Source organism: Chitinophaga caeni, assembly GCF_002557795.1.
GTDB lineage: Bacteria > Bacteroidota > Bacteroidia > Chitinophagales > Chitinophagaceae > Chitinophaga > Chitinophaga caeni.
Genome location: NZ_CP023777.1, coordinates 3,502,215 through 3,517,517, shown reverse-complemented (window position 1 = coordinate 3,517,517; position 15,303 = coordinate 3,502,215). Strand labels below are relative to the sequence as shown.

Sequence of the window (15,303 nt, the reverse complement as noted above, 5' to 3'; positions counted from 1 at the left end):
TTGCATAGCAACCATAACATCTTATAAGCATGAAAATTGATCACTTGGCAATCTGGGTGGATGACCTGGAAGGGATGAAAGAATTTTACACCCGGTATTTTAAGGCAATAGCTAACGAAAAATACACCAACGAAAAAAAGGAATTTCAATCCTATTTCCTATCTTTCCCGGGGAGTGAAACAAGGTTAGAGTTAATGTCCAGACCTACGGTTCATTCACCGCTTACACCGCGTGGCTTTACTAAGGGCATTACGAATTTCAGCATGGCTGTTGGCGGCAAAAACGAGGTCGATGCACTCACCGAAAGGTTACGATCAGATAGTTTTACAATCGAGGGGGAGCCGAGACTTACGGGAGATGGTTATTACGAAAGTGTTGTATTAGACCCCGAAGGAAATCATATCGAAATTACATCTTAATAAAAAGCCCGGTTGCATCTTACGCAACCGGGCTTAATTTTTTATTGTTTCAAATCTTCAATTTCTTCGATTTTCTTTGGAATAGGCTTACCTAGCAAGCGCGACCCGGATTCAGTAATCAAGAAATCATCCTCGATACGAATGCCGCCAAAGTCTTTCAACTTGAATGCAGCATCGTAATTAATGAATTGTTCCAATTTTCCTTCGGATTTCCAAGCGTCCATCAATTCAGGAATAAAGTACAAACCCGGTTCAACGGTTATAACGAAGCCGGGCTCTAAAGCTTTACCTAAGCGGAGTGACTTCCAGCCGAAGGCCGTGCCTTTTTTCATTTCGTCCGTATAACCAACGTATTGTTCACCGAGATTTTCCATATCATGCACATCTAATCCCATCATATGCCCAAGGCCACATTGGAAGAACAAGGTATGGGCATCGTTCGCAACGGCTTCAGCGGCATCTCCTTTCATGACTCCCTGCGCGATCAACCCGGATACCAGGTGTGTTGCAGCTATGGTATGTACTTCCTTATAAGTAATACCCGGTTTTAATGCTGCTATCGCTGCCAGTTGAGCATCGAGTACAATTTGATACATCTCCCGTTGCAAAGCGCTGAACTTCTTACCTACCGGAGAAGTGCGGGTGATGTCGCCCGCGTAATGCATATGGTTTTCGGCGCCGGCGTCCACTAATAACAATTTACCATCTTCCAACGCGTTCATACTCGCATGATTGTGAAGATATTGACCATTTTGAGTAACAATTGACGGGAATGATAAATCACCGCCACCACTAACCGCGATTCCCTGGATGATTCCGGCGATATAGGTTTCCGTAATGCCAGGTTGGCCTAAGCGGATGGCTTCCAAGTGCATTTGCCCGGAAGTATTGACAGCTTCCTCGATTTGCAGCAATTCTTCCGCAGATTTAATAGAGCGTTGTTGAACTACTGCTTTTATTAAACCTACCGATGCCTTAACCGGCGTTTCTTCTATAGATATTCCCAGTAAAGCAGCTAATTGAATTTTTTGCTCCGGTCTATATGGCGGCAAGTAATGTACAGCCTGCGAAGCATTAGCCTTAACAATGCTTTCCAATGAGGACAAAGGTAATACGCTCGTTATACCGGACTTTTCGGCCAAGCTGTCCAGGGAGGTAATGGCCCCGGTCCATATGATAGCATCCATGGAGGCCTTGTTGCCGAATAATGTCGTTGTTCCTTTCTCAACATCTATCACGCAAGCCAAGTTGGGCTGATCAATACCTACATAATATAAAAAGGTGCTATCTTGACGGAAATGATACAGGTTATCTTTAAAATTCATGCTACTGTCACTATTACCCAGTAATAGGATCAGTCCTTTTCCCAGCGATTTTCCAAGCTGTTTTCTTCTTTCAACATAAGTGTTTTGGCTAAACATCTTCAAAATTTATAAGATTAACGATCTTTAAAATTACGATTCCATCCACTAAAAACCATGGTTCCGATATACATACTGATTATTCAAATGGATAACGCCTACCATATTAAAAAGTAATGCCATTTAACTATTCGCCGTATTTGATGGCATAAAGATTGAACATTCTCTATAGATGCCTGTTTTCCCAATATGAAGTTTACTAACGGAATAGCAAATATTTAGGCCATGAAAGTTACTGCCGCAGTATTACCTGAACCGAGAATGAAGCTTGAAATAAAAGAACTCGAACTAGATAGCCCGGGTGATAACGAGATACTGGTCCGCGTAGTAGCTACGGGTATAAGCGATATTGACCTGGCGGCAATCAGCCAAGCTTTACCACTGCCAAGCCCGATTGTGCTGGGCCATGAAAGTGCAGGGATCATTGAATCGGTAGGATACAATATAAAAGGGTTCCAGCCTGGTGATCCTGTTATCATGACATTCAATTCTTGCGGTACTTGCAATAATTGCCTTGCCGGCCAACCCGCTTATTGCCGGAGGTTCATGCAGTTAAATTTCCTGGGGCATCGCGAAGATGGCAGTTTTACAATGAAAGATGGTAAAAAGCACGTAGCGGCATCGTTTTGTAGCCAATCATCATTTGCAGATCACGCGATCGCTTACCCGCGTAATCTTGTGAAGATCCCGCCCTCGTTCCCATTGGATCACGCGGGGGTATTAGGTTATAGTTTCAGTAACGGTGCGGGCATCGTGACACATCATTTCAAACCCATGGCAGGGCAAGGAATCGCCGTCTTCGGAACCAATGCCCAGGCTTTGTCCGCTATATTCACGGCCAGCTTGCTGGGTTGCGAACCGATTATAGCTGTGGATCACCTGGACAGCCGATTAAAAATCGCGGAAGCCTGGGGCGCCAGCCATAGTATAAATAATAGCATGTCGAGTCCATGGGAAGTTATTTTCAATGAAATTACGGATGGCGGGGTGGATTACTGCTTGGAAACGACCGGGAATAATGAAACGATTACCCAGGCAATGGCCAGCCTAAAAACCGGTGGAAAGTGCATCTGTAGCGCCATCAACCAAGCACCCGCATTAGAAATAGATAATACTTTTTGCAGCATGGGTAAAAGCTTAGAATTTGTGTTGATGGCTAATTATCAACCTAAGCTATTTATACCGGCATTGATTTCACAATTTAAAAAAGAAGAGTTTTCGTATGATTCCATCATGAAAAACTACCCCCTTTCCGCAATCAACCAAGCAATAGAAGATATGCAAAACGGCTCTGTTATCAAACCCGTAATTCAAATGCCACGATAAGCGCGGCAAGCTACTTGGGAAAAGTCAAAGCTTCCATAAACTGTTTCATATAAGATTCCCCGATAGGAATGGTATGGGTACCGATAAATATCCGTTGCCTTTCGATGCTGTCGATTTTATCCAGGGCCACGATAAATGATTTATGCACCCGGATAAAGTTATCGTTTAACAGATCTTCAAAACTCCTAAGATTTTGCAGGGTGAGTATTTTCTGTTTACCAGTTTGGATGGCCACGTAATTGCGAAGCGCTTCCACGAATAAAATATCGCGGATATCTAGTCGAACAATACGTTTATCAGTCCTGACAAAGATATACTTATCTTTCTCAGCCTCTTTTATAACGGGCTTGTTTTTGGCAACTACCCTGGCGACAGATTTCGTGAACCGATCAAATGAAACCGGTTTCAATAAATAATCGACGGCTTCTTGCTCAAAACCTTTCACCGCGTAATCATCATAAGCAGAAACAATAATCACCTTGGCAGTATTTTGAAGTAGCTGCATGAACTCGATACCGTTTAATTCCTGCATCTGGATATCCAAAAACACCAGGTCAACCACGTTCTCCTTCATATAAGCCAAGGCATCTACCGGGTTTGTAAAGCTTCTAAGCAATTGAAGATCCGGGCATTTCTTAATAAAAGAAACCAGTACCTGGATCGCCAAAGGTTCATCATCAACCACGATACATTTCAAGCTCATAACTTACCATTTGATCATTAAACTACTAAAATATTCAACTTCCGTTTCCGTAATTACCAACTCATGTTTACCCGGGTAAATTAACTCTAACCTTTTCCTTACATTTTCCAATCCGATACCACCCACTTTATCTTTATGCGAAGTTGATTTCTTATTCCTTACTTTAAAAAGAATGCACGCCTCATCAGCTTCCAGTTCAATAACAACCGGGAATTGTGCTTGGTTTGTAACCCCGTGCTTGAATGCATTCTCAACAAATGGTACTAACAACAAGGGAGCTATTGACTTGCCAGGTAAGCTTTCCTGGAAATTTACCTGTACCCCTTCCGGGCAACCGGTTCTCAAGGTTTGCAGGCTGATATAATCTTCCAGGTATGCAAGCTCTTCTTTTATGGAACAGCGGTAAGTAATATCATCCGGTTGGTTGACCATATATGATATCAATTGCGCTAAAGTTCTATTGGCAGAAACTACTTCGGGCGAACCCACGAGCGAGAGAGAGTAAATACTGTTCAAGCTGTTGATTAGGAAATGGGAATTGAGTTGCATCTTTAAAAAACCAGATTCTGCCTTAGCTTTTTGTTGTTGCAATAAAGCCCTCCGGTGATCTTCGTCTAACCAGTGTTTAAAATAATACCATGCAAATGCAGCCAATAATAACACGAAGCCCGTCCATAACCCCATCAAGAAGTATTGTTTAAACGTAATGTACACTTCGATTCTCTGCTTGCTGATCAAATCGTAACGGTAACCTTGGTATAACTGAATTTTCGGAAACAACAGGAATGACATTGCATAGCGGAATAGGTTGAATACAATTACATTACCACTTACTACCAGGCTAAACCTCAACCAATCTTTTGCAGGGAAATACTTGGAAACTGCCCACCTGAAAAATATATAAAATTCTAGAAAGTTAATAAGACCGAAAATGCCGGCGCGTACATTTACAAACCGGATCGTTTCCCTTGTGAAAACGGTAAGCGTTAATAAGTTCATTCCGTAAATCACGAGCATGAACAAGATCAACAGTTCAAAAAATTGCCTCCACCTCGACTTAATCATGCAATAAACCCGATTTCATCTCTAATAATATACCCGGCGCTTGCGTTTGCAAAATATTTATCCCTACCCTGTTGCCGTGACATTTTAAAATCACATCCAAATCACCTTGGTATTGCCGGAATGCCGGCAACCGTTCTTCTACAGAATACTGCAAATGCATCGGCTCTAACTTTAACCCTGCCGTTTCTCCCAGCACTTGCAGGTGTAATGTTTGTTCCGGGTGCAATATTTTTTTTAATGATAAATATTGTTGAAAATAATACAGTTCCTTGTTAATATCCACGGTCATGTCTGCGGTTATTTTTTCGTACAGGTTATACCGCAATAATTCCGACAATAAAAGGATCGCTTCACTGCCCGCTTCTATCCGGCGCCGATCATCTTCCAATACCGGCGACAGTTCATTGATATGATGCAATAAAAACCTGGAACCTTTTTGCATCCGCTTAAACCGGAAGTTTGCAAGCTGCAATTCTTCTGCAATATCTTCTTCGCCCGACTGTTTATTACGGTAATACAAATATAAATGGTAACCGAAAGCCAATAAACCTACACCTAACCCTGTTTTGATAGCTTGCCTCATATATTCCCAAAAAGTAAAATACGATTTGGGCATACCGATTAACGCGATCATTTTTTGTAATATGATATCCGGGAAGAAGTATTTCCCGGCGAGATACTTTAGGACGCCGAATATGAAAATCATCGAAAATGCCAGTAACAAAGCCAAGCCATATTTCCGGCGTTTGACCGGGTATGCTAATACGGCAAATACCAAGCAATAAAACAAATTAAAATTTATAAATCCATATAATACATTCCTTACTAATACCCAACGCATACCGTTACCCGATCCCCAAGATGCATTTAACGATGGGAATGAATACAGGAAAATTAAGGCCATCCAGATGGCTCCATGTATTAAGTATCTGTTGATTTCGCGGTAATAATTCATGGCTAATTCAACTTGAAATTACTACAATATCCAAGCTAAACATTATCAAAACATGGATTTTTTTTTCATACCTATCCATTCCTTGATTGTACTCGAAAAACGGGGACTTGTCCAAAATCGGATAAAAGAACAATGAAGCTAAGTACTTTGGAAACCTATTCCAACAGATGGCCATCTGACAACCAAAAAATCAACCAACAAATCGTATGAGAAAATTACTCTTATTAATGCTACTCTGCTCTGGCAGCCTATTAGCTACCGCGCAGCAAGTCCTAAAAGGTACGGTGAAGGATTCTGTTTCACAACAACCGGTACCCGGGGCAACAGTCAAAGTAGTGGGTACGAACAAAGGTGTAGTAACAAATGAAAACGGCGAGTTTGAATTAACCGTTCCCGCTAATGCCCAAATCCAGATCTCATCCATTGGTTTCGAAAATGTTATACTCAAAGCGAGCTTTATCAGGAAGAATGTCATTTTTATGAAAATGCGCTCGCTGGAATTGGCTAGTACCGTGGTAGTGGGCTACGGTTCCCAAAGAAGGGGGACGCTAACAAATTCTATCTCTACCGTGAATAGCAGCGCACTCAGCCCAGAGAAAAATATCGTCTCCGACGTGGGCAAAGCCTTGCAAGGGCGTGTAGCAGGTGTATTTGTAGCCAATTCCAGCGGTACACCGGGTAGTACACCGAACATCCAAATACGGGGTACTCAATCTGTGAATGCTACGGCTGGCGGACCTTTACTGGTAATCGACGGACTAGTTGTTGAAGGAAATACCATCAGCCTCAACTCCATCAATCCACAGGATATAGAGAATATCGAGGTATTGAAGGATGCAGCTTCCGCCGCAATTTACGGCGCCAGGGGATCTAACGGCGTTATCATCATTACTACTAAAAAAGGTAGGATGAACAGTGCGCCGAGCTTTAATGTCAATGCTTATACAGGGTACAATAATGTACCTACTAACAGGCGCATGCTAAGTACGGAAGAATACAGATCTGCTTTCAACGACGCGCGCAATAACAGGATTTCGGATATAGACAACCTGTTAAACAACCCGGGCAACCTGACGCCGGGCCAAATCAGCCAATTAAACAACGAAAAAAACCGGTTGAACGGTCAACTGGATGCTTTACAGCTGGCAGACAGGAGCACCGATTGGATCAATGCCGTAAAAAATAAAAATGCACCGGTCAATAATATTCAAGCTAGTATGAGCGGCGGTGGCAGTAAGAATAATTATTATATGTCAATAGGCAGGTATAGTGAAGATGCCCCTATTGGTACCGGCACTTTTGAAAGATATACAGGGAAAATTGATATTACCCAGATCGTGAACGACTGGTTAAAGCTGAACGGTAATATCAATATCACCCAGGGCGCAACCAAGAATATGTCGAACAACCTGGTGTCGGCATTCAATGCCCGCCCTGATACGCCGAAAGATCCAGTATATAAACCGGATGGAAGCCTGGGTTACTATGTAGGATACCAGCAACATCCTTTCGGGGTGCTCATGGATAACAAGAACAAGAATAAGAACATCATGTATCTTGGTAATCTTTCTGCCGACATTAAACTTTTCGACGGTTTGCAGTTCCGTTCGGCTTTCAACACGACCAAGTATAATACGGTTTCCAGGAATTTCTACTCGCCGTTTTCTTACCTGGGTTATTATTCCGGTGGCGAACAGGAAACCAATGGTTATGATAACCTGAGCTATACTTTCGACAACTATTTTACTTATAACAAGCGTATTTCAAAGCTAGGTATCAATGCAACCTTGGGGTACACTTATTATAGCAATGAATTTAGCAGTTTCGGTTACGAGATAAACGGTTTTCCCAAGATCGACGGCATCTCGGGACCTGCTGCGGGTTCAAGCTATGGTAGTAGCGGCATGATCCCCAGTTTGAATACTTATAACAAGGAAATTTCCGATGCATATTTCTTGAGAACAGGATTTGATTGGGAAGGTAAATATATGCTGAATGCTTCTATCCGGCGCGATGGCTCATCAAAATTGTTGGAAGACAAGCGCTATAGTTGGTTCCCCTCTATTTCCGGTGGTTGGGATATCGCGAAAGAAAATTTCCTGTATAACAACGGTTTATTCAACCAACTAAAATTACGCGCCAGCTATGGCATCAGCGGAAACATTCGACCAGTCGGTTACTGGGATGCGCAAAATTTATTGATCGTGGGTTCCTACATGGGAACATCCGCTTTAAAGTTGAACGGCATCATCGGCAACCCCGAGATACGCTGGGAAAGAACCAAACAGGTTGATGTAGGCCTGGATGCCGCGTTACTGAATAACCGCTTGAGCTTCACCGTTGATTTTTATAACAAGCTAACGGATGGTTTAGTGAGTAGGAACGAAGTTTCCTGGATATACGGGGCTTCCGCCATTCCTGATAATATCGGTAATATCCGCAACCGCGGCCTGGATCTCGAAGTTGCATTTTCCAGCAAAGCGGGCGCCGCATTCACCTGGAAGGTTTCATCTAATATGAATATCAACAGGAACATCATCATCTCGATGAAAGACTCCCTCACGAACTACGGAACGTACACATTTGGCGGCCCGATGTCGAAATCGAAGGTCGGTCAATCCGTTGGATCGGTATTGGTTTATGAATCCCTCGGCGTAGATCCGCAAACAGGTGATATGATTTATAATGATCGCAACAAGGACGGTTTATGGAATACCAATGATATGATTACCGTTCCGATCGCCATGCCCAAATTCATCGGCGGCACAACCATTTCCTTGGGTTATAAGGGTTTCGGATTGGAAGCGCTGTTTAGTTATGTTTCAGGAAACAAGGTGTATGACTACTACGAACAAACCTTGAGAAATTATGACCTCGACTATTTCGGCGTGATGCCCAACAAGTTCGACATCGTGAATAAGCGTTGGCGCCAACCCGGCGATAAAACCGATGTACCGAGAGCTATCACGGGCGCCCATGGCGCGGGAAATTCAACCGATTGGAACTACCGTCCTTCCACTCAATTCGTGTATGATGCCTCTTACGTAAGACTACGCAACCTGAGTGTTAGTTATACCGTACCGAAAAAGCTGGTTGCCAAGTTGAAAATGAACAGTGCGCGTTTCTATGTTGCTGCTCAAAATCTATTTACCATCAGCGATTATATAGGTTTCGATCCTGAAGCAGCCTCTAACTCGGGAATTATCACGAGCAATTTACCGAATCCACGTTCCACGGTTCTAGGTCTTGATCTATCATTCTAAACTCAAATGTACATGAAGCAATTATTTAACTATATCATACTCGTCCCCGCATTCGCAGTGATGGCTTCCTGTAGCCAAAAGCTCGATGAAATAAAGCCGGACACACAAATTACATTCGATCAATTAAATGATAATAATTTACCCCTGGCTTTAAACGGGGCTAAACTCGCCCTGACCAGCAACAACGCATTTTACCTGTACTATTCCCATCAAGATATCATGTCGGATGATGTAGAGTCGATTACCCTCACATCCTGGGAAAGTAACAATGTATCGCCTACGGAGAATACGCTGACCTTCATGTTTCGCCAACCTTACACAGCGATCGCTACGGCCAACATGATTATCAAGTACGGTATAAAAAATTCGATCAGTGAAAAAATCAGCGCCACCGTAGGTGAAGCTTATTTAATAAGGGCATACAGCTATATGTTATTATCAGAACATTTCGGCGGTGTAGTATTAGTATACGGTGATGAAGATCCGAAAGTACGCCGTGACAGAAATACATTAGCAGAAGTACAGGATCAAATCGAGAATGATCTGAAAGAAGCAGCGTCTTTACTACCGGATTATTCTGATGCCAGAACCGGGTCTAAACAAGCGGCACAACTTTTACTCGCAAGATTATACCTTAACCAAGGGAAAAATGATGAGGCGATCTTGCTCGCCAAAGATGTGATGGATCCCTCGAAAAGTCCGTTACAACTAGGTTCCGACTTCCCCGCGATTTTTAAATCCATGGCCAATAGTAAGGAATCTATTTACAAGATCAATGAAACAACTACGCCTACTTCAGATCAATACGGTTTAAGCTACATCTTCGGTCCCGGTAAAACCGTCGGCCCGGATTATCCCGGAAGTGGCAATAACTGGATTGATTCTAACCTGGTAAAATCGTATGAATCCAATGATATTAGGAAAGCTTATTTCCTAAGAGCCAAAGGCGCTAGCATCGTTGATACCGTTTATTTCCTCATGAAGTTTAGCCCCGAAACTACCCCCTCATACCCGGTATGCAGGTTGAGTGAAGCTTATTTAATTATAGCCGAGGCCAAGGCCAGGAAAGGCGCCGTGGAAGTACAGGAATATAATGCTTTAAGAACAGCCCGCCATGCGAGTACGGTACAAGCGCTCGATTTCAGCAGCCCCGCAGAATTTCTAGATGAAATTGAGAAGGAAAGAAGAAGGGAATTTGTAGGGGAAAGACTCCGTTGGCAAGACATGCGCCGGTTCGGGAAACTAGATAATTGGCTCAGTTCCCTCGGGCAGCCTGCCACACATGCCTTGTTACCCATTCCAAGTCACGAGTTCCTAGTAAACCCTGATTTGGAGCAAAACGAAGATTATAGTAAGTAAAATCAGTTAAGTAAAATAAAATGAAACGATTCGTATTAAAATCTTGGATGCCGCTTGCCTTATTAGCGAGTCCAATTACCATGCTGGCACAACAAAACAAGATCGTTAAATCGATCACCGTAAAAGGAAAAGTGCAGTTTAGAGATCCAAGGACCAAGGAGCAAAAAATTTGGCTCATGAAAGAATCCCTGGTTGGGAAACCAACAGCAGTAGACAGTTGTTTGCTCAAGGAGGATAACAGTTTCACATTTACACTCAAACAGGACCACCAGGGAGTATATTCCATCGATGCCCTGCATTGGGATCATGCCACTTTTTGGAGCGATGCAGATGTGAAAGTTTCCATGCGCGGCTACGATACGGCAAGGTACAAAGTAAAAGTACCGCATTATAATTATGTAGAGGGATCGTATGATAACAATTTCGTCAACATGAGCGTGTTGAATTCCGAATTGAATTACCGCAGGATGATCGACGAATATAACATGCAATATTATGCTAAGAAGTCCACTGACTCTGCATTTAACCATTACCTCGAAACAAGAACGGTTTACAATCCTTTATCGAAGGATTTCGAAACCAGGCAAGAAATATTGATCCGCTCGTACCAAGATCGGCCCGTGGCTATATATGCCATCCGCGGTATGGCGGGTACAGAAGCCGGGGAGAAATATGACCGTGCATTGTCGATGCTGGATGTATTAATCGGTAAATATCCCTGGTTGACAGAGGCTAAAGACCTGAAGAAGAATATCATCTTTAACATGGAGCAGGCACAAAAGCTGAAGGCTGGAAAACCGATGCCTTCCATCTCCTACCCCACGCCCGGCGGACAACTTGCCAACTTGGAAAAGTATAAAGGAAAGTATTTACTGGTTGATTTCTGGGCTAGCTGGTGCGGTCCTTGCAGGCAAGCCATCCCTAAAGTCAAAGAATTATATGAAACGTACAAAGAAAAAGGATTTGCCGTGGTAAGTATATCTATCGACACGGATGAAAAAGCTTGGAGAAAAGCGATGAAAGATGAAAATATGCCCTGGGAACAAATGCTCTCCAGCAATAAGGATGAAACCATGAAAACATTCCAGTTCAGCGGTATCCCGACACTCTACCTCGTTGATCCGGAAGGAAATATCATAAATAAATATACGGGCTTCACTGATGAAGCGCATGAAAAAATAGAAAATGCTATTAAAAACAAGGAGAAGGCTCCGAAAGCGGTTCGCTCTGCTTCCATGTCAAGCTTCTAATCAAAAACCAACCATGAAAAGAATCAGTTTGATCTTGGCCAGTACTTTTTTACTGGCCAACATGACCCGGGCACAAAAAAAAGAATACAGGATTAATTCGGATATTAAGAACCAATCGGGCTATAGCGTGAAAGCTTACCTGTTGGAAGGTAACAAGCAGCATGTCGATAGCCCCGCTGTTGTAAACGGCGATCATATTCAATTCCGGGGTAGCTTCCAGGGGCCGACTTTTGGATTCTTAATCTCCAATCATCCTTCTTCGAAGTTCGAGCTGGTTAAAGGAGGGATGTTTATGCCTAGCCCAAGGTTACAGTTCTTCGTAGAGGATGCGCCCATTACAATTAAAGGGAATGCAGATGAATTGTTCATGGCCAGAGTCACCGGGGGGAAATTAAACAAGGAATATAATAAGCTGAAGAAAAAAACGCTTCCTTTAATCAAAGAGAACTGGGAGTTAAGGAAAAAATCAGCGAAAATGCCACTATCGGATAGCTTGAAACGTAAGGCTATCATGAAAGAAATGAAGGATAATAGTGATAAGATTGATCGCCATGAGAAGCAGTTTATCAAATCACATCCTAACTCTTATGTTAGCGTACTTATATTATCTGGAAAATACGAAGAATATAGTTTAGCAGATTACGAGCGTGCATATAATCATCTTTCAGATGAGATGAAAGCAACAGCCATGGCCGAAACGATCCACGAAAAAATAGAAGGCACTAAGAATACGGCGATCGGTTTTAAAGCTCCCAATTTTACGAAACCCACGCCCGGCGGTGATATGCTTAGCTTAAATTCACTTAAAGGAAAATACGTGCTGATCGACTTTTGGGGTAGCTGGTGTGGACCATGCCGCGCGGGCAACCCGCATTTGAAAGATTTGTATGCCAAGTATAAATCAAAAGGCTTCGAAATTGTAGGGATCGCCAATGAGAAAAGCGATGAACTTGATGCAGCGAAAACTAGCTGGCTCAAAGCTGTTAAAGATGATGGATTGCCATGGTTGCATGTATTAAATAATTACAATAAGGATAAGGACAACTTGGTAGCTAAATTTGCGGTAACGGGTTTCCCTACTAAAATCCTGGTTGATAGAAGCGGAACTATCATTTACAAGGAAGTAGGTACCGGCGGCGATGGTTTAGACAAAGAGTTAGAAAAAATCTTCGGAATGTAGTTGGCTTTACGCATTGAACCAAGTAAATGTGATACTAAAAAAACCCGGGTAATTTTCATTGCCCGGGTTCTTTTTTACATTCGCTTAATTCCAGTTGCTCATTATTTGCTGTTGCTACAGTTAGTAGCTACCGATTTTAAAATTCTTAGGGTGGCTGGCTCCCATCAGGTTCTCGACAAAATAATCCCAACGCCTGCGCATCATGTAATTACTATCTTGCCCGTAACCATGCCTCGCATTGGGAAAGATGATCAAATCGAAATCTTTATTCGCTTTTACGAGGGCATCTACCACGAGATAAGTGTTATATGGCGGTACATTATCATCTGCATTACCCGTGGCCAACAATAGCTTACCTTTTAAATTTGCAGCATTATATTGATTGGCTTGTATCTCGTAATTGGTTTTGCCGTTGCTCATTTTCTTTTCCAAACCGATGTAACGTTCACCCCAATCATCTTCATATCCCCTATTATCGTGGTTGCCGGATTCGGCGATACCCACTTTATAAAAATCCGGATAGCTAAACAAGGCATCCACCGTGGCAAAACCACCGCCGGAGTGCCCCCAAATGCCAACGCGATCCAAGTCGAGGTAAGGATATTTTGCAGCTAACTGTTTAATACCGGAGATCTGATCTTCCAAGGTATTATCAGCCATATCGCCGTAACATACATCATGGAAATCCTTGGAGCGGTCCGGGTTGCATGTGCCGTCAATGACGATCACCACGAAGCCCAATTCTGCCAAGGCGGCATGGTCGCCCCTCGAAGGACTGAAATTGCGGCTTCCCACACCACCGCCTTGCGGGCCGGGATAGATGTAATTCACAACCGGGTATTTTTTACCAGGATCCAAATGGCTCGGCGTAAACATCAAACCATATAAATCCCAACGACCATCGCGTGATTTGACCTTCACCGGTTGCGGCGCTTTCCAACCGGTAGCTTCCAGAGCTGAAATATCTTGTTTTTCCAATGTGGTAATCAACTTACCATTCATATTTCTCAATACGGCTACATTGGGTACATCCGGTTGGGAGTAATTATCAACAAAATACTTGAAACCGGGAGAAAAGGAAATGTTATGGTTTCCAATTTCCGGCGTCAGGGATTTTAAGTTTTTTCCACTGAAATCGATGCTATAGAAATGGCCGAAATAAGGATCTTCGTTCGTATCCTTACCATTTGCCATAAAGTAAAGCTTACGCTGCTTAGGGTCGATATGCAACAGTCGCGTCACCACGAAATCACCCTTGGTTATTTGATGTTGCAACTGCCCAGAATTGGCATCATACAAATATAAATGCCCCCAATTATCACGTTCCGAATACCAGATGATTTCATTGGTTTTAGAAAGGTAGTGCCAATTAATCTCACCTTGCCCGGATTCAAATTGAGTCGGAACTTCTTCTGTAAATATCTCCCTCACATCACCGGTATTGGCATTTGCCATGCGAACTTTCTCCACTTTATGATCCCTCGATGTAGATACGAATACCAAGGTATTGCCATCCTCGCTCCATTCATTATCATCGAAAGCGCCGGAACAAGAAATATCGTCGCACAAGGTACCGCGTCGGGGATCTGCCGGAATTTTCAAACGGATCACCTTCGGTTGATCTACTTCAATTATAACCCTATGAATCTGGATAACCTGGGTATCGCCCGGTAAGGGGTATTTCCAAGCTTCTAATCCAGGTTCGCCTACCTTCGTTTTCACGAGGTACATATTGCTAACATGGCGCTGATCTTGCTGAAAAGTGGCAATTTTTTTCGAATCCGGCGACCATAATACGATCGGGCGATCACTATGCGTCCAACCTGCATTATCGGTGGCATAGCCAAAATCCTTAACCCCGTCATTTGTCAATTGCGTTTCTTTCCCTGTTTCCAGGTTACGCATATATAAATTCCAATCCTTTATAAACACGACCTTCTTACCATCGGGAGATAGTATCTCGTTCCTGCCTACGCGGATACCGGGACGACCATTTTCCTTCAGCTTCAAATCAGCCTTATTGGTAGAAGATTTTGTTTTACCGGTTTTGGCATCCACTAAAACATAGGAGTTTCCATCCGCGGTACTTACATTATACCAAAAAGAGTCGCCATCGATCCAATTTGGTCTAACGGTACCATGCGTAACTAACTTATAAGTGTTGAAGAACAGGAATTTCTCCGCATTTTTATAATCTTGCTCCGTAAGTCTATTTTGCCCAAATGAAGGCAGCACTAAACAGCAAAGCAAAAAAAGCAAAGAAATCAAAGTAAGCTTTTTCATTATAGGGTAAATTAAGTTCAGCGATTATTTTAAGGATTCTAATCATTATTATCCGACTAATTTTCAATGAAAAATTATC

The 15,303-nt window shown here is 42.8% G+C and carries 11 protein-coding genes; 6 read left to right on the top strand and 5 right to left on the bottom strand.

Features of this window, described 5'->3' with window-relative positions; genetic code table 11:
* The first annotated feature begins 29 nt into the window (after window positions 1–29).
* Complete coding sequence (locus COR50_RS14840) at window positions 30–419, top strand: VOC family protein (protein ID WP_098194712.1); 390 nt, start codon at window positions 30–32, stop codon at window positions 417–419.
* 41 nt (window positions 420–460) lie between these two features.
* Here the strand turns inward: COR50_RS14840 and COR50_RS14835 are convergent, their stop codons facing one another.
* Window positions 461–1,840, bottom strand: coding sequence for an aminopeptidase P family protein (locus COR50_RS14835; protein ID WP_098194711.1), 1,380 nt, complete (start codon window positions 1,838–1,840; stop codon window positions 461–463).
* Between the two features lie 225 nt (window positions 1,841–2,065).
* Between COR50_RS14835 and COR50_RS14830 the strand changes: the two genes are divergently transcribed.
* Window positions 2,066–3,166, top strand: a complete 1,101-nt coding sequence (locus COR50_RS14830) for an NAD(P)-dependent alcohol dehydrogenase (RefSeq protein WP_098194710.1) — start codon at window positions 2,066–2,068, stop codon at window positions 3,164–3,166.
* Between the two features lie 10 nt (window positions 3,167–3,176).
* On the opposite strand, the gene COR50_RS14825 is transcribed toward COR50_RS14830, so the two are convergent.
* Genes COR50_RS14825 through COR50_RS14815 form a run of 3 tightly spaced genes read right to left on the bottom strand, consistent with a single transcriptional unit; the run spans window position 3,177 to window position 5,838 of the window.
* Window positions 3,177–3,869, bottom strand: coding sequence for a LytR/AlgR family response regulator transcription factor (locus tag COR50_RS14825; protein WP_098194709.1), 693 nt, complete (start codon window positions 3,867–3,869; stop codon window positions 3,177–3,179).
* Window positions 3,870–3,872: 3 nt separating this feature from the next.
* Window positions 3,873–4,934: a sensor histidine kinase gene (locus COR50_RS14820; RefSeq protein WP_098194708.1), complete on the bottom strand. Its 1,062-nt coding sequence runs from the start codon at window positions 4,932–4,934 to the stop codon at window positions 3,873–3,875.
* A complete protein-coding gene (locus COR50_RS14815; RefSeq protein WP_198405660.1) occupies window positions 4,927–5,838 on the bottom strand; it encodes a LytS family sensor histidine kinase in 912 nt (303 codons plus the stop codon). Before COR50_RS14815 ends, COR50_RS14820 begins: the two co-directional genes overlap by 8 nt.
* Before the next feature lie 257 nt (window positions 5,839–6,095).
* On the opposite strand from COR50_RS14815, the gene COR50_RS14810 reads away from it, so the two are divergent.
* Genes COR50_RS14810 through COR50_RS14795 form a run of 4 tightly spaced genes read left to right on the top strand, consistent with a single transcriptional unit; the run spans window position 6,096 to window position 12,941 of the window.
* A complete protein-coding gene (locus COR50_RS14810; protein WP_098194706.1) occupies window positions 6,096–9,152 on the top strand; it encodes a SusC/RagA family TonB-linked outer membrane protein in 3,057 nt (1,018 codons plus the stop codon).
* A 12-nt stretch (window positions 9,153–9,164) separates the two neighbouring features.
* Window positions 9,165–10,511: a RagB/SusD family nutrient uptake outer membrane protein gene (locus COR50_RS14805; protein WP_198405659.1), complete on the top strand. Its 1,347-nt coding sequence runs from the start codon at window positions 9,165–9,167 to the stop codon at window positions 10,509–10,511.
* Between the two features lie 20 nt (window positions 10,512–10,531).
* A complete protein-coding gene (locus COR50_RS14800; RefSeq protein WP_098194704.1) occupies window positions 10,532–11,761 on the top strand; it encodes a TlpA family protein disulfide reductase in 1,230 nt (409 codons plus the stop codon).
* Window positions 11,762–11,774: 13 nt separating this feature from the next.
* Window positions 11,775–12,941, top strand: a complete 1,167-nt coding sequence (locus tag COR50_RS14795; RefSeq protein WP_198405658.1) for a TlpA disulfide reductase family protein — start codon at window positions 11,775–11,777, stop codon at window positions 12,939–12,941.
* Window positions 12,942–13,061: 120 nt separating this feature from the next.
* On the opposite strand, the gene COR50_RS14790 is transcribed toward COR50_RS14795, so the two are convergent.
* Entirely contained in the window at window positions 13,062–15,224 is a 2,163-nt protein-coding gene (locus COR50_RS14790; RefSeq protein ID WP_098194702.1) for a S9 family peptidase, read from the bottom strand.
* Window positions 15,225–15,303: the final 79 nt, after the last annotated feature.